Origin of the sequence: Nocardioides scoriae, from assembly GCF_900104965.1 — a bacterium.
In the GTDB taxonomy this organism is placed as follows: domain Bacteria; phylum Actinomycetota; class Actinomycetes; order Propionibacteriales; family Nocardioidaceae; genus Marmoricola; species Marmoricola scoriae.
This window is the reverse complement of the sequence record NZ_LT629757.1, coordinates 205,212-225,466: the sequence shown is the minus strand read 5'-3', so window position 1 is coordinate 225,466 and position 20,255 is coordinate 205,212. Positions and strand designations below refer to the sequence as shown.

Annotated in this window: 27 protein-coding genes and 1 tRNA gene; 9 read left to right on the top strand and 19 right to left on the bottom strand. The window is 73.1% G+C overall.

Going from position 1 to position 20,255, the window contains the following annotated elements:
• Positions 1–31 precede the first annotated feature (31 nt).
• Complete coding sequence (locus BLU55_RS01080; RefSeq protein ID WP_172833841.1) at positions 32–2,146, top strand: ATP-binding protein; 2,115 nt, start codon at positions 32–34, stop codon at positions 2,144–2,146.
• 25 nt (positions 2,147–2,171) lie between these two features.
• On the opposite strand, the gene BLU55_RS01075 is transcribed toward BLU55_RS01080, so the two are convergent.
• Genes BLU55_RS01075 through BLU55_RS01060 form a run of 5 tightly spaced genes read right to left on the bottom strand, consistent with a single transcriptional unit; the run spans position 2,172 to position 5,011 of the window.
• The gene (locus BLU55_RS01075) at positions 2,172–2,420 is read right to left on the bottom strand and encodes a DUF3618 domain-containing protein (protein WP_231916991.1); all 249 of its coding nucleotides are present in this window, start codon (positions 2,418–2,420) and stop codon (positions 2,172–2,174) included.
• A gap of 60 nt (positions 2,421–2,480) precedes the next feature.
• A complete protein-coding gene (locus BLU55_RS01070) occupies positions 2,481–3,254 on the bottom strand; it encodes an energy-coupling factor ABC transporter ATP-binding protein (RefSeq protein WP_091725218.1) in 774 nt (257 codons plus the stop codon).
• A complete protein-coding gene (cbiQ, locus tag BLU55_RS01065) occupies positions 3,251–3,949 on the bottom strand; it encodes a cobalt ECF transporter T component CbiQ (RefSeq protein ID WP_091725217.1) in 699 nt (232 codons plus the stop codon). Before cbiQ ends, BLU55_RS01070 begins: the two co-directional genes overlap by 4 nt.
• Before the next feature lie 4 nt (positions 3,950–3,953).
• The gene (locus tag BLU55_RS19585) at positions 3,954–4,295 is read right to left on the bottom strand and encodes a PDGLE domain-containing protein (RefSeq protein WP_172833840.1); all 342 of its coding nucleotides are present in this window, start codon (positions 4,293–4,295) and stop codon (positions 3,954–3,956) included.
• Complete coding sequence (locus tag BLU55_RS01060; protein ID WP_172833839.1) at positions 4,292–5,011, bottom strand: energy-coupling factor ABC transporter permease; 720 nt, start codon at positions 5,009–5,011, stop codon at positions 4,292–4,294. Before BLU55_RS01060 ends, BLU55_RS19585 begins: the two co-directional genes overlap by 4 nt.
• A 68-nt stretch (positions 5,012–5,079) precedes the next feature.
• Here BLU55_RS01060 and bcp point away from each other — a divergent pair, with 68 nt between their 5' ends.
• The 3 genes from bcp to BLU55_RS01045 all read left to right on the top strand — a co-directional run bounded on the left by bcp (position 5,080) and on the right by BLU55_RS01045 (position 5,963).
• Positions 5,080–5,577, top strand: a complete 498-nt coding sequence (bcp, locus tag BLU55_RS01055; RefSeq protein ID WP_091725215.1) for a thioredoxin-dependent thiol peroxidase — start codon at positions 5,080–5,082, stop codon at positions 5,575–5,577.
• A gap of 30 nt (positions 5,578–5,607) precedes the next feature.
• On the top strand, positions 5,608–5,868 hold the full coding sequence (locus tag BLU55_RS19685; RefSeq protein ID WP_197681055.1) for a hypothetical protein: 261 nt from the start codon (positions 5,608–5,610) through the stop codon (positions 5,866–5,868).
• A gap of 13 nt (positions 5,869–5,881) precedes the next feature.
• Positions 5,882–5,963: transfer RNA gene (locus tag BLU55_RS01045), tRNA-Leu, on the top strand.
• A 26-nt stretch (positions 5,964–5,989) separates the two neighbouring features.
• Here the strand turns inward: BLU55_RS01045 and rdgB are convergent.
• Genes rdgB through BLU55_RS01020 form a run of 5 tightly spaced genes read right to left on the bottom strand, consistent with a single transcriptional unit; the run spans position 5,990 to position 9,608 of the window.
• Positions 5,990–6,628, bottom strand: coding sequence for an RdgB/HAM1 family non-canonical purine NTP pyrophosphatase (gene rdgB / locus BLU55_RS01040; protein ID WP_269457932.1), 639 nt, complete (start codon positions 6,626–6,628; stop codon positions 5,990–5,992).
• Entirely contained in the window at positions 6,625–7,347 is a 723-nt protein-coding gene (rph, locus tag BLU55_RS01035) for a ribonuclease PH (RefSeq protein ID WP_091725214.1), read from the bottom strand. Before rph ends, rdgB begins: the two co-directional genes overlap by 4 nt.
• A 22-nt stretch (positions 7,348–7,369) precedes the next feature.
• Entirely contained in the window at positions 7,370–8,155 is a 786-nt protein-coding gene (locus tag BLU55_RS01030) for an ABC transporter permease (RefSeq protein WP_091725213.1), read from the bottom strand.
• Positions 8,152–9,093: an ABC transporter ATP-binding protein gene (locus BLU55_RS01025; RefSeq protein ID WP_197681054.1), complete on the bottom strand. Its 942-nt coding sequence runs from the start codon at positions 9,091–9,093 to the stop codon at positions 8,152–8,154. Before BLU55_RS01025 ends, BLU55_RS01030 begins: the two co-directional genes overlap by 4 nt.
• 41 nt (positions 9,094–9,134) lie before the next feature.
• The gene (locus tag BLU55_RS01020; protein WP_197681053.1) at positions 9,135–9,608 is read right to left on the bottom strand and encodes a MarR family transcriptional regulator; all 474 of its coding nucleotides are present in this window, start codon (positions 9,606–9,608) and stop codon (positions 9,135–9,137) included.
• A 63-nt stretch (positions 9,609–9,671) separates the two neighbouring features.
• Between BLU55_RS01020 and BLU55_RS01015 the strand changes: the two genes are divergently transcribed.
• From BLU55_RS01015 to BLU55_RS01005, 3 genes are read left to right on the top strand one after another with little or no spacing between them, the layout of a single operon-like run.
• Positions 9,672–10,799, top strand: coding sequence for an ABC transporter substrate-binding protein (locus BLU55_RS01015; RefSeq protein ID WP_091725209.1), 1,128 nt, complete (start codon positions 9,672–9,674; stop codon positions 10,797–10,799).
• A gap of 57 nt (positions 10,800–10,856) precedes the next feature.
• Positions 10,857–12,272, top strand: coding sequence for an APC family permease (locus BLU55_RS01010; protein ID WP_091725207.1), 1,416 nt, complete (start codon positions 10,857–10,859; stop codon positions 12,270–12,272).
• Complete coding sequence (locus tag BLU55_RS01005) at positions 12,269–13,282, top strand: acetamidase/formamidase family protein (RefSeq protein WP_091725205.1); 1,014 nt, start codon at positions 12,269–12,271, stop codon at positions 13,280–13,282. Before BLU55_RS01010 ends, BLU55_RS01005 begins: the two co-directional genes overlap by 4 nt.
• 3 nt (positions 13,283–13,285) lie before the next feature.
• On the opposite strand, the gene BLU55_RS01000 is transcribed toward BLU55_RS01005, so the two are convergent.
• The 9 genes from BLU55_RS01000 to clpS are packed head-to-tail and all read right to left on the bottom strand — an operon-like array spanning position 13,286 to position 18,235.
• A complete protein-coding gene (locus tag BLU55_RS01000; protein WP_091725203.1) occupies positions 13,286–14,044 on the bottom strand; it encodes an MBL fold metallo-hydrolase in 759 nt (252 codons plus the stop codon).
• Positions 14,041–14,868: a glutamate racemase gene (gene murI / locus BLU55_RS00995; protein ID WP_091725201.1), complete on the bottom strand. Its 828-nt coding sequence runs from the start codon at positions 14,866–14,868 to the stop codon at positions 14,041–14,043. The genes BLU55_RS01000 and murI overlap by 4 nt, the downstream gene beginning before the upstream one ends.
• Before the next feature lie 27 nt (positions 14,869–14,895).
• Entirely contained in the window at positions 14,896–15,312 is a 417-nt protein-coding gene (locus BLU55_RS00990) for a hypothetical protein (RefSeq protein ID WP_091725199.1), read from the bottom strand.
• Positions 15,305–15,694, bottom strand: a complete 390-nt coding sequence (locus tag BLU55_RS00985; protein ID WP_091725197.1) for a hypothetical protein — start codon at positions 15,692–15,694, stop codon at positions 15,305–15,307. The genes BLU55_RS00990 and BLU55_RS00985 overlap by 8 nt, the downstream gene beginning before the upstream one ends.
• Positions 15,691–16,641, bottom strand: a complete 951-nt coding sequence (locus BLU55_RS00980) for a PLP-dependent cysteine synthase family protein (protein WP_091725195.1) — start codon at positions 16,639–16,641, stop codon at positions 15,691–15,693. The genes BLU55_RS00985 and BLU55_RS00980 overlap by 4 nt, the downstream gene beginning before the upstream one ends.
• Complete coding sequence (locus BLU55_RS00975; protein ID WP_091725194.1) at positions 16,638–16,922, bottom strand: MoaD/ThiS family protein; 285 nt, start codon at positions 16,920–16,922, stop codon at positions 16,638–16,640. Before BLU55_RS00975 ends, BLU55_RS00980 begins: the two co-directional genes overlap by 4 nt.
• Positions 16,919–17,347 carry a Mov34/MPN/PAD-1 family protein gene (locus BLU55_RS00970; RefSeq protein ID WP_091725192.1) on the bottom strand — a complete coding sequence of 143 codons (429 nt, stop codon included), beginning with the start codon at positions 17,345–17,347 and terminating at the stop codon, positions 16,919–16,921. Before BLU55_RS00970 ends, BLU55_RS00975 begins: the two co-directional genes overlap by 4 nt.
• Before the next feature lie 19 nt (positions 17,348–17,366).
• Entirely contained in the window at positions 17,367–17,942 is a 576-nt protein-coding gene (locus BLU55_RS00965) for a DUF2017 domain-containing protein (protein WP_091725190.1), read from the bottom strand.
• Entirely contained in the window at positions 17,939–18,235 is a 297-nt protein-coding gene (gene clpS / locus BLU55_RS00960) for an ATP-dependent Clp protease adapter ClpS (protein WP_091725189.1), read from the bottom strand. The genes BLU55_RS00965 and clpS overlap by 4 nt, the downstream gene beginning before the upstream one ends.
• A 46-nt stretch (positions 18,236–18,281) precedes the next feature.
• Between clpS and BLU55_RS00955 the strand changes: the two genes are divergently transcribed.
• Positions 18,282–19,568 (top strand): nicotinate phosphoribosyltransferase, encoded by a 1,287-nt coding sequence (locus BLU55_RS00955; RefSeq protein WP_197681052.1) that lies wholly within the window; start codon positions 18,282–18,284, stop codon positions 19,566–19,568.
• 11 nt (positions 19,569–19,579) lie between these two features.
• Entirely contained in the window at positions 19,580–20,134 is a 555-nt protein-coding gene (locus tag BLU55_RS00950; protein ID WP_091725187.1) for a nicotinamidase, read from the top strand.
• Positions 20,135–20,255: the final 121 nt, after the last annotated feature.

Below are 20,255 nucleotides of genomic sequence, written 5' to 3'. Positions count from 1 at the left end.
ATCTCGCCCGACCGCCGCGAAGGAACGAAGCGTGCCGACCGTGCTGGCCCGTGCCCTCGGCTCCGTGAGCCTGGGCTCGATCGCGCTCGCGACGGCGTACGTCTCCCTCGACCGCAGTCCCGTGCCCGACCTGGTCTCGCGCTGGTGGCTGGCCACGGCCGTCGCGACCGTGCTGCTGATGAAGCTCCCCCGCGAGCACGTGCGGCGCACCGCGATCGCCCTCGGCGTCGGGTTCCTCGTGGTCGGACTGGTCACCGGTCAGGGCGTGGTGCTCAGCCTGGGGCTGGCGGTCGGCAACGTCGTCGAGTCCCTGGTCGTGGTCCGCTGGGTGACCCGCTTCGAGCCGGGACGCGCGGCGCTGGCGTCGTGGACGGCGTACCGCCGCTGGCTGGTGGGCATCGGGCTCGGCTGCGCCGCCTCGGCCGTCGTGGTCACCCTGGCCCTGGTGGGCCCCTCGGGCAACGCGCCGTGGAACCCCCTGGTGTGGCTGTTCGTGTGCCACGTCGCCGCCCAGACCACCGTGCTGCCGCTGTTCATGGAGCAGCCGCGCCACCGGGTGCGGCTCAGCCCCACCGAGGTCGGCGCCCACGTCGTGCTGCTGGCGGCCGGCGCCACCATGTGCCTGACCGCCCGGCCCGACCAGCCCCTGGCCTTCCTGCTGCTGCCGCTGCTGATCTGGTCGGCTGCACGCTTCCCACCGGCCTGGGCCAAGGTCGAGATGTACGCCGTGGCGCTGGGCCTGGCGATCCTCAGCGCCTCCGGCCACGGCCCCTTCGTCCCGGTCGCCCCCGACGCCGGGCTGCTCGACATGGGCGCGACCGTGCAGACCTTCGTGGCGGTCGCCGCCGTCACCGCGGTCGCCTTCATGGTGGCGGTGTGCGAGCTGCGGGCCTCGCTGCGCCACAACCGCGAGGCGGAGCTGCAGCTGGGCCAGCTGCTCGACTCGGCGAGCGGCACGGCCTTCATCGCCACCGACCTCGACGGCGTCATCACCTGGTTCAGCCCCGGTGCCGAGCAGCTGCTGGGCTACCGGGCCGACGACCTGGTCGGCAGCAGCGACCCGGTCCGCTTCCACGACGACCGCGAGATCCACGAGCGGGCGCGCGCGCTCGGCGTCGCCCCCGGGTACGCCGCCGTGACCGCCCCGGTGGCAGCCGGGGCCGAGCAGGACACCCGTGACTGGACCTACCTGCGCCGTGACGGCAGCCAGGCCACCGTGTCGGTGAGCGTGACCGCGGTCCGGGGCGTCGACGGCGCCCGCGTGGGCTTCCTCAGCGTGGTGCGCGACGTGACCGACCGGCGGGCGGCCGAGCAGGCGATGCTGCAGGCGCTGGACAAGGAGCGCGAGACCAACCGCCGGATGCTCGAGCTCGACCGGGCCAAGAACGAGTTCGTCAGCTCGGTCAGCCACGAGCTGCGCACCCCGCTGACCAGCATCGTGGGCTACACCGAGATCCTGGGCCACGACCTCGCCGACAACCTGACGCAGATGCAGCGCGACCTCGTGGACCGGATCGACCGCAACGGCGAGCGACTGCTCAGCCTCGTCGAGGACCTGCTGACGCTGGCCCGCGTCGAGGACGGCGAGCTGCGCCTCGACCTGGTCGAGACCGACCTGTGCCGCCCCGTGCGGACCGCTGGCGAGGAGGTCGCGCACGCCGCCCGCAAGCGCCGCATCGCGCTCCAGGTGCGCACGCCCGACCACCCGGTCGTGCTCATGGCCGACCCGGGCCACGTCGAGCGGCTGGTCCTCAACCTGCTCAGCAACGCCATCAAGTTCACCCCGGAGGGCGGCTGCGTCGACCTGCTGCTCGAGGTCGACGAGACCCACGCGGTGGTCGTGGTCAGCGACAGCGGGGTGGGGATCCCGCTGGAGGAGCAGGACCAGCTGTTCACCCGCTTCTTCCGCTCCTCGACCGCCACCGCGGGGGCGATCCAGGGCACCGGGCTCGGCCTGGCGATCGTGCGCTCGATCGCGCAGGCGCACGGCGGCAGCATCGAGGTCGACTCCGCGCCGTCGGAGGGCACCACCTTCACCTTCCGGCTGCCGCTGCGCGCGGTCGTGCCAAAGGTCGTGCCCGACCTCGACGGCGGCGCCGCGGGGGCCCCGCTCGCGCTCCCGGCCGGGGCCGAGCCGACGCGCTAGGCGGCGTCGCTGCCGGTGCGCGAGCTCAGTCGCGGACCACGCGACGGACGAGGACGAAGAGCGCGACGACGCCGGCCACCCCGCCGACGACCTTGATGATGTTGTCCTGGCGGGGCGCACCGCTCGGGTCCACGAAGTAGGCCTTCACCGAGGCGACCTCGCGCTTGACGATCGTCTTGGGGCTGGCCCGGTAGACGAGCTGGTCGATGGTCGCGGCGAGGCGGTCGCGAGTCTGCTCGATCTCGCGCTCGAGGGACGACACCTGGTCGTTCACAGTGGCTGGCTCCTGTCGGATCACACGTCGCGTGCCCGGCCGGGAGGTCCCGGCGGGCGGTCAGGCAGGAAGGTTACCAACGGCCCCGGGGCGCGGCAGGCTGGCCGGGTCGAAGCCGAACGGCAGCTCCAGCCGGTGGCGGCGCATCAGCTCCGCGTCCGTCATCAGGTCGTACGTCGCCCCGTCGGCCACCACCTGGCCGTCGTGCAGCACGACCGACCGCGGGCACAGCTCCAGGGCGTAGGGCAGGTCGTGCGTGACCATGAGGATCGTGACGTCCAGCGCCCGGAGCAGGTCGGCCAGCTCGCGGCGCGAGGCCGGGTCGAGGTTGGACGACGGCTCGTCCAGCACCAGGATCTCGGGCTGCATCACCAGCACGGTCGCGACCGCCACCCGACGGCGCTGGCCGAAGGAGAGGTGGTGGGGCGGCCGGTCGGCGTGCTCGGCCATGCCGACCTGCGCCAGGGCGGCCTCGACGCGGTCCTGGAGCTCGCTGCCGCGCACGCCCAGGTTGGCCGGTCCGAAGGCGACGTCCTGGCGGACCGTGGGCATGAACAGCTGGTCGTCCGGGTCCTGGAACACGATGCCGACCCGACGGCGGACCTCCTGCAGGTGGGCCTTCTCGACCGGCATCCCCGACACGTGCACCGAGCCCGCGCCGGCGGTGAGGATGCCGTTGAGGTGGAGCACCAGCGTGGTCTTGCCAGCCCCGTTGGGGCCCAGCAGGGCGACCCGCTCGCCGCGGTGGACGTGCAGGTCGACGCCGAACAGGGCCTGGTGGCCGTCGGGATAGGCGTGGGCGAGACCGCGCACGTCGAGGACCGGGACGCTCACGCGTGGGCCTCCCGCCGGTGGTCGTCGAGGTCGGGCATGCGGCCGTCGTACCCCCGGGCGAGCATGGCGAGGTGCACCCGCTCGCCGCGCTCGTAGGAGCGGATGAACAGCGCGCCGAGCGTGCGCCCCAGCAGCGGCCAGTGGCGCGGCGAGCGCGGGTCGAGGCCGCGCGAGCGCATCGCGACGGTCATCCGGCCGAGCTCGGCCGTCACCACGTCGAGGTAGCGCAGCATGAAGCCCATGATCTGCACGATCTGGTCGGGCATCCGCAGCCGCCGCAGCCCCACCAGGACGTCCTGCGGCTCGGTGGTGGCCGCCAGGGTCAGCGAGGCGAGCACGCCCAGCGACCCCTTGACCAGCAGCCCCCAGGCCGCCAGCAGGCCGGGCCCCGAGAGCGAGAGGCCGAGCACCTCGACCCGCTCCCCCTCGGCGATGAACGGCACCAGCACCGCGAACAGCACGAACGGCGTCTCCACCAGCATCCGCTTGGCCAGGAACAGCGGCGGCACCCGGCTGAGCGCGACCACGGCGAGCAGCACCACCAGGTGGACCCCGAACACCGGGAACCACTGGCGGGGGGTGGCCACCACCACGAGGACGAAGCCGAGCAGCACCAGCAGCTTCACGTGCGCCGGCGCGCGGTGGACGACGCTGTGGCCGTGGACGTGCAGGCGGTGGCCGTGGCCGGCCCCCACCGGGTCAGGCCCCCGCGCGGGTGGGGCGGCGCTCGTCGTCGGTCGACCCCGCGGGCTCGTCGCGGCGTCGGAGCAGCCAGAACAGGCCTCCGGCGAGCAGCAGCGTGATCCCGGCGCCCGCGACCCCGGCGATGCCGCCGCTGAGGCGGTCGTCGTCGACGCCCTTGGTCTGGTAGCCCGCGAACGGCCCCTCGGCGGTCGGCGAGGCCTGCTCCCGGTCGATGAAGCCGGTCTTCTCGGCGACGAAGTTGAGGCCGTCGGGGTGGGAGCTGGCGTAGAAGCTGCCGACCCCGGCGATCAGCAGGCTGACCACGAGGAAGGCGAGCAGGAAGCGGGTGCGGCTCATGCGGTCTCCTGCCGGCGGATCGTCTGCTGGGGGACGACGGGCTCGCGGATCTCGAGGGCGCGCTCGCCGAGGACGCGCCGGGCGCCGTGGACCAGGTCGGGCCGGACCGCGACCACGGCCCCCACGACCAGCGCGGTGATGACGGCCTCGCCGACGCCGATGACGACGTGCCAGGCGAGCATCGCGGTCAGCACCCGCTCGAAGGCGATGGGTGCGGTGCCGCCGACCTCGAAGAGCAGCGCGAACACCAGGGCGGCGCACGGCACGCTGACCAGGGCACCGAAGGCGGCCGCCGGCGCGACGGAGCCGAGCCGCCGGGGCAGCACCCGTCGGGCGAGCACGAAGGCCCCCCAGCCCACCCAGACACCCACGATCGCCATCAGGTCGATGTTGGTGCCGATGGCCGTGATGCCTCCGTCGGCCATGAACAGCGCCTGGACGATGAGCACGGTCGACAGGCACAGGGTCGCGGTCCACGGGCCGACGAGCACGGCGGCGAGCGCCCCGCCCAGCAGGTGGCCGCTGGTGCCCGCCGCGACGGGGAAGTTCATCATCTGGCCGGCGAAGACGAAGGTGGCGACGAGGCCGGCCATGGGGGCGGTACGGTCGTCGAGCTCCCGCCGGGCACCGCGCAGCGCCAGGGCGAGCCCACCCGCTGCGACCACCCCGGTGGCGATGGACGTCGGTGCGTCGAGGAACCCGTCGGGAACGTGCATGCGACGCACACTACGTTATTGCAAAACGTTCGCAACAACTCTCCGACCGGACAGGACAGGACCCCCCGATGAGCGAGCCGACCCCCACCCCCGCCGCCCGCCTCTCCCCCGGGGACGAGGCCCCCGACTTCACGCTGCCGACCGACACCGGCGACCAGGTCAGCCTCTCCTCGCTGCGCGGCCGCAAGGTGATCGTCTACTTCTACCCGGCGGCGATGACCCCGGGCTGCTCCACGCAGGCCTGCGACTTCACCGACTCGCTCGACTCCCTGCGCGGCGCGGGCTACGAGGTCGTCGGCATCTCGCCGGACAAGCCCGCCAAGCTGGCGAAGTTCCGCGAGCGCGACGGCCTCACCATCACGCTGGCCTCCGACGAGGACCGCGCGGTGATGTCGGCGTACGGCGCGTTCGGCGAGAAGAAGCTCTACGGCAAGGTCGTCCAGGGCGTCATCCGCTCCACCGTCGTGGTCGACGAGGAGGGCCGCGTCGAGGTCGCGCAGTACAACGTCAAGGCCACCGGCCACGTCGCCAAGCTCCGCAAGGACCTGGGTCTGGCCACCGCCTGAGCTGTCGGCGGGCGACCGTACGGTCCTGCTGTGGCCGCCCATCGCAAGTACACCCGGGAGCTCCTCGAGGAGGCCGTCCGCCACTCGACGTCGGTCGCCGACGTGCTGCGGTTCCTGGGGCTGCTTCAGGCCGGCGGCACGCACGCCCACGTGAGTCGCACCATCCGGGCGTTCGACCTCGACACCACGCACTTCGTCCGTCACCAGGGCGGAGGCCAGCACCGCAGACTCGGGCCCGAGCACGTCTTCCAGGTGCTGCCTGCGGGATGCACCGACGCCCCGCCCTCCTAGACTCCATCCACCCGTCGGAGTGGTGGAACCGGTAGACACGCGGCACTTAGGATGCCGTGCCTCAGGGCGTGGGGGTTCGAGTCCCCCCTCCGACACCCAGGCCGCGCGACCTGTCGTCTCGTCAGCCCCGCAGGGCGGCCGCCACCTGCGGTGCGATCTCGCGCAGGGCGCGGCCCCGGTGGGAGACGGCGTCCTTGTCGTCGGGCGTCATCTCCGCGGCCGTGAGGTCCGCCCCGGCCGCCTGGTCGTCGGGCACGAACAGCACGTCGTAGCCGAAGCCCCCGGACCCGCGGGTCTCGCGGACGACGCGGCCCGGCATCCGGCCCTCGACGACGAGCTCGGTGCCGTCGGGGGCGGCGTACGCCACGGCACAGCGGAACTGTCCCGCCCGGCGCGGGTCGGGGACGTCGGCCAGCTGGTCGAGCAGCAGCGCGTTGTTGCGCTCGTCGCTGCGCGGCTGGCCCGACCAGCGGGCCGAGAGCACCCCCGGCATGCCGTTGAGGGCGTCGACGCACAGGCCGCTGTCGTCGGCCAGGGAGGGCAGGCCGGTGGCCCGCAGCCCGGCCCGCGCCTTGAGCAGGGCGTTGCCCTCGAAGGTGGGCTCGTCCTCGACCGGCTCGTCGTAGGCCACCACGTCGTCGAGCCCGAGCACCTCGACACCGGGCAGGTGCGCCTCGAGGATGCGTCGCATCTCGGCCAGCTTCTTGGCGTTGCGCGAGGCCAGGAAGACCTGCGTGCCGCCCGGGCTCCCGGCGCTCACCCCTGGAGGGCCTCGGCCTGGATCCGGGTCAGGTCGGCGCAGCCCGAGACCGCGAGGTCGAGCAGCGCGTCGAGCTCGCGGCGGTCGAAGGGGGCGCCCTCGGCCGTGCCCTGGACCTCGATGAACCTGCCGGTGCCGTCGATGACGACGTTCATGTCGGTCTCGGCGCGCACGTCCTCCTCGTAGGGCAGGTCGAGGCGCGGGACGCCGTCGATGATGCCGACCGAGACGGCGGCCACCGAGCCGGTGAGCGGGTCGCCGCTCAGGGCGCCCTGGCCGCGCAGGTGCGCCACGGCGTCGGCGAGGGCGACGTAGGCCCCGGTGATCGCGGCGGTGCGGGTGCCGCCGTCGGCCTGGAGGACGTCGCAGTCGAGCACGATGGTGTTCTCGCCGAGGGCCTGGTAGTCGATGACCGCGCGCAGCGAGCGGCCGACCAGCCGCGAGATCTCGTGGGTGCGGCCACCGATCTTGCCCTTGACCGACTCGCGGTCCGAGCGGGTGTTGGTGGCCGACGGGAGCATGGCGTACTCCGCGGTGACCCAGCCCAGCCCGGAGCCCTTGCGCCAGCGGGGCACGCCCTCGGAGGCCGAGGCGGCGCACAGCACCCGGGTGCGGCCGAACTCGACGAGCACGGAGCCGGCCGGGTGGTCCTGCCAGTGGCGGGTGAGGGTGATGGGGCGCAGCTCGTCGTCGGCGCGCCCGTCTGCTCGGGTCGTCATGCGGGCGAGCCTACGGGGCGGGCTACTTCACCTCGGCGCGCAGGATCCGCACCAGCCCGAGACCGAGCGGGAGGCCCAGCCACAGCAGCCCCGAGACCAGGAGGTGGGCCCACTCGACGCCCGAGATGCTCCAGTCGAACAGCGGCGCCTGGGCGTTGGCGAAGTCGATCCAGGGCCGCAGGTCCTCGAACCAGCCGATCAGCCCGGCGGCCACGGCGAACAGGATCGGGACCACGAAGGAGTAGGCGAAGTAGACGACGATCGCGGCGGCCGTGTTGAGCAGCAGCGCGGCGATCGCGAAGCCGGTGACCATCGAGACGCCCTGGAGCACCACGAAGCCCTGCAGCGAGGTGTCGCCGAGGTCCCACGAGATGTCGCTGCCCGACAGCACGCCGAAGACCAGGTTGCTGAGCACGGCGGTCACGACCGCGATCACGGCCACCACCAGGGCCAGCACGAGCCCGGCCACCAGCTTGGCCAGCACCACGCGGCTGCGGGCGGGCTCGAGCGCGAAGGTGACCATCGCGGTCCGCTGCCCCCACTCCCCCGTGACGAGCATGATGCCGAGCACGGGCAGCAGCAGCCCGGTGGTGTACGTCGTGGTGGCCATCAGCACGCCGAAGTCGAGCGGCAGGTCCTGCACCGCGAAGGTGACCATGGCCAGCACCATCACCACGATGGTCAGGCCGGCGGTCACCGCGAGCAGCCAGAAGCCGGCCCGCGTGTCGTAGCTCTTGCGCAGCTCCACCTTGACCAGCCGGCTGAACGGCGTCCGGATGGTGCGGGACAGGTCGAGGGTCTGGCTCATCGAGGCGCTCCCGGGGTCGCGGTGGGGGCCTGCGGTGCGGACGTCTGGAGCGGCTCGCGGGCGTCGTCGGCGGTCAGCTGGAGGAACATCTCCTCCAGGCCGGCGCCCTCGGCGGGCCGCAGCTCGACCAGCACCACGCCGGCGGCCGCCGCGGCGCGGCCGACGTCGACGGGGTCGGCCTCGGCACGGAAGGCACCGTCGCCCGAGGGCAGCGCCGCGATCCCCGCGGCCGCCAGGGCCTGCGCCAGGGCACCGGTCTCGAGCGGCTTCACGTAGGTGCCCTTGGTCTGCAGCAGCTCGGCCTTGCTGCCCTGGGCCACGATCCGGCCGCGGCCGATGAGCACCATCTCGTCGGCGATCATCTCCACCTCGTGGAGCAGGTGCGAGGAGAGCAGCACGGTGCCGCCGCCGGCGGCGAAGCTGCGCAGCAGCCCGCGCATCCAGTGGATGCCGGCGGGGTCGAGCCCGTTGACGGGCTCGTCGAGGACGAGGACCGAGGGGTCCCCCAGCAGCGCGTTGGCGATGCCGAGCCGCTGCCGCATGCCGAGGGAGTAGTTGCGGACCCGGCGCTTGGCCTCGACCCCGTCCAGGCCGACCAGGGCCAGCATCGCCTCGACCCGCTCCTTGCCCACGCCCATCGTGTCGGCCGAGAGCCGCAGGATCTCGCGGCCGGTGCGGCCGGCGTGCTGGGCGGAGGCGTCGAGCAGGACGCCGACGTGGCGCGAGGGGTTGGGGATGTCGGCATACGCGTGGCCGCCGATCAGCGCCCGGCCCTCGTCGGCCGAGGTCAGGCCGACCATGATGCGCATGCTGGTGGACTTGCCGGCGCCGTTGGGTCCGAGGAACCCGGTCACCAGACCGGGCTTGGCGGTGAAGGAGACCCGGTCGACCGCCGTGAAGCTCCCGTAGCGCCTCGTCACGTTCTCGAGGGTGATCACGCGCGCCATCATGCCAAGCCGGAGCGGCGCGGACGTGAAGGTCAAGTGCCCTGGGCGCGGCTCCCGGGGGGCCGCGACAGGCCGTGGAGCTCGTCGAGGTCGGCCCGCCACCGCGGATCCGCGAGCAGCGCCTGCTCGTGGGCCGCGACCACGGCCTCGAGCACCTCGAGGCGGCGGCGACCGACGCGGGCGAGGTGCACCCGCACCCGCCGGCGGTCCTCCCCCGCCTGCCGCCGGTAGACCAGCGCGGCGTCGGCCAGGGCGTCGGTGACCCGGGTGAGCGTCGCCGCGGGCAGCGCGAGGACCTCGGACAGCTCGCCCATGGTGTGGCCCTCGCCGTCCCCCAGCGCCCGCAGCAGCCGCCACTGGTCGAGCGTGCAGCCGTCGGCGGCCAGGGCCTCGGCGGCCCCGCGGGCCGCCCGGCGCTGGAGCGCGCTGAGCCGGTCGACCAGCGACGGGGGCAGCGCGTCGGCGTGGCTCGTGCGGTCGGGCGCGGGCACGGTGGTGGTCGTCACGGCCGTCGTCCCCATCGCCCGGCACCCCCTCGTCCTCCCGGTGACGCGGAGCATACTCACCCCGTGGAGATCGAGGTGGCGCTCACCGACCCGCTGGAGGCGCGGCTGGTCCCGCGCCCCGCCGGTCGGCTCCGCGTCGGCCTGGTGATCCCGCAGTCGGGCCCGCTGGGCCTCACCGGGCCCTCCGCCCTGGACGCCGCGCTGCTGGCGGCCCACGAGGTCAACACGGGCGACCGGGTGCGGGGGCGGGCCCTGGACCTGGTGCTCGTCGACGGTGGTCGGCGGCCCGCGGAGGTCGCCGCGGAGGTGGCGGCGCTGACCGCGGTCGGGGCGGTCGACGCGCTCGTCGGCTTCCACACCAGCGACGTGCACCGTGCCATCGAGACGGTCGTCGGCGGCCGCACGCCGTACGTCTTCACGCCGCCGCACGAGGGCGGCCGGCGCCGCGCCGGGGTGGTCTGCCTGGGGCCGGACCCCGCCCGGCAGCTGCGCGGACCGATCGCCTGGCTGACGCGGACCCACCTGCTGCGGCGCTGGGCGCTGGTCGGCAGCGACTACATCTGGCCCCGGTCGGTGCACCGCCACGCCCGTCGGCTGGTGGCCGAGCAGGGCGCCGCGGTGGTGCTCGAGGCCCGGGTGCCGCTGGGCGGTGTCGACGAGCGTCTCGACCGGCTCCTCGACGACCTGGCCACCTCGCGGGCCGACGCCGTGCTGCTCAGCCTCGTCGGACGCGACCTGGCCGCCTTCAACGCCGCCGCCCGCGCGGCGGGGCTCGACCGCCGCCTGGTGCGGCTCTCGGGCGCGCTGGAGGAGAACGGCCTGATGGCCTCCGACGGCGACCGCACCGGCACCCTGTACGCCGCGATGTCGTCGTTCACCTCGCTGACCGACGACGCCCACCTCGACCTCGCCGCCCGCCACGCGGCCCTGCTCGGCCCGCAGGCACCCGTCCTCGACTCGTACGCCGAGGGCGTCCACGACGGCATCCACCTCGTCGCCTCGCTGGCCTCCCGCGACGCGCTGGACGCCCTGGTCGCGACCGACCGGACGCCCCTGTCGCGCTCGGCCCCCGAGGTCGGCGCCGTGCGCAGCCGCCGCGGGATGCACCTGGCCCGGGCCGAGGCCTTCGGGTTCGAGGTCGTCGCCGGCGCGCCCACGGGTCGGACACGAGATCCTTCCATCTGGAAGTAGTTGGTCCTAGGCTCCCCCGTGGCCGCACCGGCGGCCCGGACCCCGACGAGGACCCCCATGCGCGAACCCGACCTCTCGCCCCACGACGTGGAGCGCTACGGCTACACCCAGGAGCTGCACCGCTCGCTCAGCTTCACCGACCTGCTGGTCTACGGCCTGGTCTTCATGGTCCCGATCGCCCCCTTCGGCATCTTCGGCGGCGTCTTCCAGGGCTCGGGCGGGATGGTGGCGCTGGCCTACGCCATCGGCATGGTGGCGATGATGTTCACCGCCCTGTCGTACGCCGAGATGTCGCGGGCCTTCCCGATGGCGGGCTCGGTCTACACCTACGCCGGCCGCGGCATCGCCGCCCCGGTCGGGTTCCTGTCGGGCTGGATGATCCTGCTCGACTACGTGCTGATCCCCGGCCTGCTCTACCTGATCGCCTCGATCGCGATGCACTCGCTGCTCGGCAGCATCCCGGTCTGGCTGTGGCTGGTCGCCTTCGTGCTGCTCAACACGGTCGTGAACTACACGGGCATCGAGATGACCGCCAAGGTCAACAAGGTGATGCTGGTGGGCGAGCTCGTGGTGCTGGCGATCTTCGTCGTCATCGGCGTCGTCGCGCTGGCCATGGGCCGAGGCCGCGGCTTCGACCTCACCCCGCTCTACAACGCCGACACCTTCTCGGTCTCGCTGGTGCTCGGCGCGGTCTCGATCGCGGTGCTGTCCTTCCTGGGCTTCGACGGCATCTCGATGCTGGCGGAGGAGAACAAGGAGTCCGCGCACGCGATCGGCCGCGCCATGATCGCCGCGCTGCTGCTCGCCGGCACCCTGTTCGTCGTGCAGACCTGGATCGCCGCGCTGCTCGTGCCCGACCCGCAGGCGCTGATCCGCGACGGCGACTCCGGCGGCACCGCCTTCTACGACGCGGCCGCCGTGGCGGCCGGTCCGTGGCTGGCCAAGCTGACCGCGCTGGCCACCGCCATCGCGTGGGGCTTCGCCAACGCGCTGGTCGCCCAGCTCGCCACGTCGCGGCTGCTCTACGCCATGGCCCGCGACCGCCAGCTGCCGTCGTTCCTGGCCAAGGTCCACCCCACCAAGGGCGTCCCGGTCAACGCGACCCTGCTCGTCGCCGTGGTCTCCCTCGTCCTCGGCCTCTACATGGCCTCGCGCGACGACGGCATCACGCTGCTCAGCACGCTGGTCAACTTCGGCGCCCTCAGCGCCTTCCTCGTGCTCCACGTCTCCGTGGTCTGGCACCACGTCGTGCGCCACGGCAGCCGCGAGTGGTTCAAGCACCTGGTCTCCCCCGTGCTCGGCTTCGTGATCCTGGCCTTCGTCGTCGTCAACGCTGACGTCGCCGCCCAGACCCTCGGCTTCGTGTGGCTGGCCATCGGCGTCGCGCTCCTGGTCTTCCTGCTCGCGACCGGCCGTCGCCCCGAGCTCGTGCTCGACGACACGGCCGGTGCGGACCAGGGGGCGACCCGATGACCGAGGTCCGTCGCCTGGCCCCGACCCCGGAGCAGTACTCCTTCGCCTTCGGGGGCCGCGAGCCGCTGCTCACCGTCGCGCCCGGCACGATCGTCGAGGTCACCACCGAGGACTGCTTCGGGGGCCTGGTGCGCGGCCACGACGACCTGCCCAGCCAGGTCTGCACGTTCCCCTACCTCAACCCCGTCAGCGGCCCGATCGCCGTCGAGGGCGCCGAGGTGGGCGACACCCTGGCCGTGCACTTCGTGGAGATCGTGCCGCGCCGGGACTGGGCGGTCTCGACGACCTTCCCGCACTTCGGGGCGCTCACCACCACCCACGAGACCGCCATGCTGCACCCCGCCCTCGAGGAGCGGGTGTGGGTCTACGAGCTCGACGTCGCCGCCGGCACCTGCCGCTTCACCGCCCGCCGCTCCGACTTCTCGGTCGAGCTGCCGCTGGACCCGATGCACGGGACCGTGGGGGTCGCCCCGGCGGCCGGCGAGGTCCTGATGAGCATCACGCCCGCCGCGCACGGCGGCAACATGGACACCCCCGAGCTGCGGGCCGGCGTCACGGCGTACTTCCCGGTCAACGTGCCCGGCGGGATGCTCTCGATCGGCGACGGCCACGCCCGCCAGGGCGAGGGCGAGGTCTGCGGGACCGCCGTCGAGGCAGCCATGGACACCGTGGTCGTGGTCGACCTGGTCAAGGGCGGCGCCCCGTCGTCGCCCCGCCTGGAGAGCGACGACTTCCTCATGACCACGGGCTCGACGCGGCCGCTGGAGGACGCCTACCGGATGAGCCAGCTCGACCTCGTCGGGTGGACCGGCTCCCTGCTCGGGCTCGACGACCTCGACGCCCTCCAGCTGGTCAGCCAGGCCGGCCTGGCGCCGGTGGGCAACGTCGTGGACACCAGCTACACGATGGTCAGCAAGCTGCCCAAGGCGCTGCTCGGCGCCGCCACGGCGTACGACGGGACGCACGACCGGCTGCGCCGCATCGGGGCGGAGCACCTGCGTCGGCGCTGAGGCTCAGACGTCGTACGTCGCGCCCGGCACGGCGAGCTCGGCCGGGCCGGCGTACTCCCCCTGGGCCTCGCGGAGGACCTGCTCCCGGTCGTGCCACGGCGGGACGTGCGTCAGCACCAGCTTGCGGGAGCCGGCGCCGGCGGCCGTGCGGCCGGCCTCGGCGCCCGTGAGGTGGAGGTCCGGCGGGTTGGGGGCGCCCTCCATGAAGGACGCCTCGCAGAGGAACACGTCGGCCTCGCGGGCGGTGTCGTCGAGCCCGTGGCACACGCCGGTGTCTCCCGAGTAGGCCAGCACCCGGCCGTCGGCCTCGATCCGCAGGCCGTACGCCGTCACCGGGTGCACCACCCGGCGGGCGGTCACGGTGAAGGGACCGACCTGGATCGCGGTGGTGCCGTAGGGCACGAAGTCGAACTCCTCGGTCATGCCCGGCTCCTCCTCGAGGTCGTAGGCGCGCGCCATCCGCCCCGCGGTGTCGGTCGGACCCCACACCGGGATCCGCGGCATCGCGCCGTCGGGGTGGTACTTGCGCATCACGTAGTAGCCGCACAGGTCGAGGCAGTGGTCGGCGTGCAGGTGGGAGAGGAAGACCCCGTCGATGGTCGCGGCGTCGACGTAGCGCTGCAGCTGGCCCAGGGCGCCGTTGCCGAGGTCGAGCAGGATCCGCCAGGTGCGGCCGCCGTGCTCGGCCTCGACGAGGTAGCAGCTGGCCGAGGACTCGGGGCCGGGGTAGGAGCCCGAGCAGCCGACGACGGTGAGCCTCATCCGGCCATCACCCAGGCGCCGCCGGCGTACTGCGTCGCCTGCTGGAGCTCGGGGCCGAGGAAGCGACGGCCGATGGTGGCGAACTCCTCGGGCTGCCCGGTGGTGAGGAAGCGGTGGACGGGCCGGTCGCCCGACTGGTCCTGGACCCGACGCTCGAGGCCGTGCTGGACCAGCGTGCGGTAGACGTCCTTGGCGCACTCCTCGGCGCTGCTCACCAGCGTGACGCCGTCGCCCATGACCAGCGAGATGACGCCGGTCAGCAGCGGGTAGTGGGTGCAGCCGAGGATGAGGGTGTCGACGTCGTCGGCCAGCAGCGGGTCGAGGTAGTCGTGGGCCGCGGCCAGCAGCTCGGGTCCGCTGGTGACGCCCTGCTCGACCAGCTCGACGAAGCGCGGGCAGACCCGCGTGGACAGGGTCACCTGCGGCACCGCGGCGAAGGCGTCGTCGTAGGCCATCGACTCGGCGGTGGCGCGGGTGCAGATGACGCCGACGCGACCGCTGCGGGAGGCGGCCACGGCGCGCCGCGCGGCGGGCAGGATCACCTCGACCACGGGGACGTCGTAGCGCTCGCGGGCGTCGCGCAGCACCGCGGCGCTGGCGGAGTTGCAGGCGATGACGAGGGTCTTGACGCCCTGCTCGACGAGGTGGTCGAGGCACTCGAGGGCGTACTCGCGGACCTCGCCGATCGGCTTGGGGCCGTAGGGCTGGCGCGCGGTGTCGCCGAGGTAGACGACCAGCTCGTGGGGCAGCTGGTCCATCACGGCACGGGCGACCGTGAGCCCCCCGAAGCCCGAGTCGAAGATCCCGATCGGCGCGTCACTCACAGGGGCGAGGCTAACCGGCCACGTGGCTCAGCGGGGCGTTTGGCGAGCCAGGTCACGACGTGTCAGCCACCACAGGCCGGCGACCGGCAGCACGAGCGGCACGAAGCCGTAGCCCGCACCGAAGTCCGACCACACCGTCTGGTCCGGGTAGTCCTGGGGCAGCACGAGGCTGGTCAGCCCCACGGCGAGCACGCCGACGAGCTCGATGCCGACGGTCGCCAGGCCCAGGCGGCGCCGGCCGGTGGCGAGCGCGAAGGTCGCCACGCAGTAGACGAGCGCCGCCAGCGCGCTGAGCAGGTAGGGCACCGGGGCCTGGGAGAACTCCGTCGACAGCTGCAGCACCGACCGGCCGGTGGCGGCGAAGGCGAACACGCCGTAGACGAACACCAGCACCCGGCCGAAGCCGCGGGTCAGCGCGCCGGAGCGGCGGGTCGGCTCAGCCACCGGCCCTCATCCCCGCCAGCGTCCAGATGTCGCTGAGCCGCAGGAACATGAACGGCACCAGCAGCACCGCGACCAGCAGGACGGCGGTGCCGCCGCGGGTCCGCTCGCCGACCGACCACACCACCCCGGCGGGCAGCAGCAGGACGGTGCCGACCAGGTAGCCGACGTACTCCACGACGGGCAGCGCGTCGGGCGCACCGTCGCCCAGCGCCCGGACCACGCCGAGCACCAGGAGCAGGAGCAGCAGCACCTCGACGGCCGCCAGCAGGTTGAGCAGCCACCGGTCGGGGGTGCGGTCGCGCACCAGCAGCACCACGATCCAGACCGTGGCCACCGCGCAGCCCGCGCCGGCGACCGTCATCACGGCGGCGAACGCGCTCACGCCCAGAGCTGCCCTTCGAGCCGGTCCTCGGCCTCGTCGATCGTGCCCTCGTAGGCGCCGGTCGAGAGGTACTTCCAGCCGCCGTCGCACACGATGAAGGCGATGTCGGCCCGCTCCCCCGCCTTGACGGCCTTGGCCGCCTGGCCGAGCGCGGCGTGCAGGATGGCGCCGGTCGAGATGCCGGCGAAGATGCCCTCGGCCTCGAGCAGCTCGCGCACCCGGCGCACCGCGTCGCGGGGCCCGACCGAGAAGCGGGTGTCGATGAGCGAGGCGTCGTAGAGCTCCGGGACGAAGCCCTCGTCGAGGTTGCGCAGGCCGTAGACCAGCTCGCCGTAGCGCGGCTCGGCCGCGACGATCCGCACGTCGGGCTTGTGGGCCCGGAAGTAGCGGCTGACGCCCATCAGGGTGCCGGTGGTGCCGAGACCGCCGATGAAGTGGGTGACCTCGGGCAGGTCGGCCAGGATCTCGGGGCCGGTGCCCTCCTCGTGGGAGAGCGCGTTGGCGTGGTTGCCGTACTGGTAGAGCATCACCCAGTCGGGGTGCTCCTCCGCGACCCGCTTGGCCACCCGCACGGCCTCGTTGGAGCCGCCCGCGGCGGGCGAGGACACGATCTCGGCGCCCCACATCCGCAGCAGCAGCCGCCGCTCCTCGCTGGTGTTCTCCGGCATCACGCACACCAGGCGGTAGCCCTTGAGCTTGGCCGCCATGGCCAGGGAGATGCCGGTGTTGCCCGAGGTCGGCTCGAGGATGGTGCAGCCGGGCCGCAGCAGGCCGTCCTGCTCGGCCTGCTCGATCATCCGCAGCGCCGGCCGGTCCTTGATGGACCCGGTCGGGTTGCGGTCCTCCAGCTTCGCCCACAGGCGTACGTCGGGCGACGGCGAGAGCCGCGGCAACCCGATCAGCGGGGTGCCGCCGACCGAGTCGAGGAGGTTGTCGAAGCGGGTCATCCGCCGGCGACGGCGGGGAGCACGACGACCTGGTCGCCGTCGGAGAGCTCGGTGCCGAGCCCACCGGTGAAGCGGACGTCCTCGTCGTTGACGTAGAGGTTGACGAAGCGGCGCAGGTCGTCCTGGCCGTCCTTCTGCTCCACGAGGCGGTCCTTGAGACCGGGGTGGTTGCTCTCCAGGTCGGCGATCAGGTCGGCCAGCGTGGCGCCGGCGCCCTGGACGGCCTTCTCACCGCCGGTGTAGGTGCGCAGGATGGTCGGGATGCGGACCTCGATGGTCATGAGTACTCCTTCACGAAGGTGACCTCTTCCTCGGCCACCTCGCCGTCGATGATGCGGTATGACCTGAACTCCACAGGCCCGTCGCTATTCCCGTGCTCGCGTGTGCTGACGAGCACGTAGTGCGCACCGGGCTCGCTCGCGAGCCCGATGTCGGTGCGGCTGGGGTAGGCCTCGGTGGCGGTGTGCGAGTGGTAGACCACGACCGGCTCCTCGTCGCGGTCCCACAGGTCCTTGTAGAGCGCGAGCAGCTCCTGGGAGTCGAACTCGTAGAACGTCGGGGAGCTCGCCGCGTTGACCATCTCGACCACGCGCTCGGCGCGGTCGCTGCCCTCGGGGCCGGCGACGATGCCGCAGGCCTCGTCGGGGTGGTCACGCTTCGCGTGCGCGACCAGCTGGTCGCGCACGGCCGTGGTGAGGGTCAGCACGGGGAAAGGGTAGGCGAGATCAGGCTGCGGACCGGACCAGGGTCTCCTGGAGGAACCCCAGCCACTCGTAGATCGCGTGCACCTGGGACCGCGGGTCCTCCTCGGGCAGGTCGTGCCAGTGCTCCTCGTCACCGTCCTCGATGCCGAGCCGGGTGGCGATCGCGAGGCGCATGTCGGTGAACGAGCGCATCCACGTCATGGCGGCCGCGTCGTCGAGCTCGACGTCGATGAACACGCCGTCCTCGGGCTCGGTGCCGAGGCCGGCCTCCTCGAGGGCGTCGATGACGGCCGCGGCGGCCGAGGCCTTGCCGTCGCGCAGCGTGGCCTCGGTGAAGCGCCGGAAGTCCGAGGCCGCCTCCTCGTCCTCGAGGTACGCCGTGGGGAACAGCCGCGCCAGCACGGGGTCCTCGGGCTCGGTGGTGGGCCCGGAGAAGTCGAGCAGCTGCTCGAGGGGGTCGCCGGTGGGCTGGGTCGCCTCCTCGTTGCGCAGCAGCTCGATCAGCTGACCGGCCAGCGAGCGCAGCAGGTCGGCCTCGAAGGCGGTGAAGGTGGCCACGGCGAGGCCGCTGCGGCGCACCCGCTTGAAGCCGCTCACGGGGCGTCCGAGCGCTGCATCGTGGCCCACAGGCCGAACTCGTGCATCGCCTGCACGTCGCGCTCCATCTCCTCGCGGGTGCCGGTGGACACCACGGAGCGGCCGTCCTCGTGCACTTCCATCATCAGCTTCTCGGCCTTCTTCCTCGAGTAGCCGAAGTGCCGCTGGAACACGAAGGTGACGTAAGACATCAGGTTGACCGGGTCGTTCCACACGATCGTCACCCACGGCGTCTGCAGCCCGGTGACCTCGTCGACGACGGGTTCGTCGAGCTCGACGGGAGAGGTGGGCACGACCTCATTGTGCACGGGCCCGTCGGCCCCGCCCTAGGGTGACCCGGTGACCACCGCGCTGCTCACCGACCACTACGAGCTCACGATGCTGCAGGCCGCGCTTGCCTCCGGGGCGGCCGACCGCCGCTCGTTCTTCGAGCTCTTCCCCCGGCGGCTGCCGGCCGGACGCCGCTACGGCGTGGTCGCGGGCGTCGGGCGGGCGCTGGACGCCATCGAGGACTTCCGCTTCGGCGAGGCCGAGCTGCAGATGCTCTCCGAGGAGCGCATCGTCGACGACCGCACCCTGGCGTGGCTGGCCGACTACCGCTTCCACGGCAACATCTGGGGGTACGCCGAGGGCGAGGTCTACTTCCCCTACTCCCCCCTCATGGTCGTCGAGTCGACCTTCGCCGAGGCGGTCGTGCTCGAGACGGTGCTGCTCTCGATCTACAACCACGACTCGGCCATCGCCTCGGCCGCCTCGCGGATGACCTGGGCGGCCGGCGACCGGCCCTGCATCGAGATGGGCTCGCGGCGCACCCACGAGTGGGCGGCGGTGGCGAGCGCGCGGGCGGCGTACGTCGCGGGGTTCACGGCGAGCTCCAACCTGATGGCGCGGCTGCGCTACGACGTGCCCACCACCGGCACCAGCGCCCACTCCTTCACGCTGCTGCACGACAGCGAGGCCGACGCGTTCCGCGCGCAGGTCGACTCGCTGGGGCGCTCCACGACGCTGCTCGTCGACACCTACGACATCGAGGAGGCGGTCCGGCTCGGGGTCGAGGTCGCCGGCGCCGAGCTCGGGGCGGTGCGCATCGACTCGGGCGACCTCGGCGTGCTGGCCCACCGGGTCCGCGCCCAGCTCGACGACCTCGGCGCCCACGACACCCGCATCATCGTCACCTCCGACCTCGACGAGTTCGCCATCGCCGGGCTCTCGTCGGCGCCGGTCGACGGCTACGGCGTCGGCACCGAGCTCGTGGTCGGCAGCGGCCACCCCACCTGCGGCTTCGTCTACAAGCTGGTCGCCCGCGAGGACGACCACGGCCGGCTCGTCGGCGTCGCGAAGAAGAGCACCGACAAGATCTCCATCGGCGGCCGCAAGTACGCCCTGCGACGGCTCTCCCCGCGGGGCGTCGCCGAGGCCGAGGTGGTCGGCATCGGCCAGCCCGCCGTCAACGACGGCGACGACCGGGTGCTGCTCACCCCGCTGGTCAAGGACGGCGAGGTCGTCGGGCGCGAGCCGCTCAAGGCCGCCCGGCAGCGCCACCTGCGCTCGCGCGGCGAGCTGCCGCTGGTCGCCCGCCAGCTCTCCAAGGGCGACCCCGTGATCGAGACCGTCCACGAGCGATAGCCTCGGGCCCCATGAGCCAGGCGCTGATCGTCGTCGACGTCCAGAACGACTTCTGCGAGGGGGGCTCGCTGCCGGTCACCGGTGGCGCCGCCGTCGCGGCCAAGATCTCCGAGCTGCTCGGCGGGGCGACGTCGTACGACGCGGTCGTGGCCACCCGCGACCACCACGTCGACCCGGGCGCCCACTGGTCGAGCGACCCCGACTACGTCGACACCTGGCCCCGGCACTGCGAGGTCGGCACGACGGGCGAGGAGTTCCACCCCGACCTGGTCAACCGGCCCTTCGACGCGATCTTCCTCAAGGGCGAGCACCAGGCGGCGTACTCCGGGTTCGAGGGCACCGCCTCCGACGGCTCCGCCCTGGCCGACTGGCTCCGCGAGCGCGGCGTGGACCACGTCGACGTGTGCGGCATCGCCACCGACCACTGCGTCCGCGCCACCGCCCTCGACGCCGTCCGCGCGGGCTTCTCCACGCGCCTGCTCGGCGACCTGTGCGCCGGCGTCGCCCCCGCCTCCACCGAGGCCGCGCTCGCCGAGATGCGCGAGGCCGGCGTCCAGCTCGCCTGACCCCTCGAGACGGTCGCCAGGGCGACCTCCTCGGGGAACGACCACGTGTCGGTCCCTGAGGAAGGACGAAGTCCTGTCTCGAAGGGCCCGATCCGACCCCGACCACCGGTCCCTGAGGAAG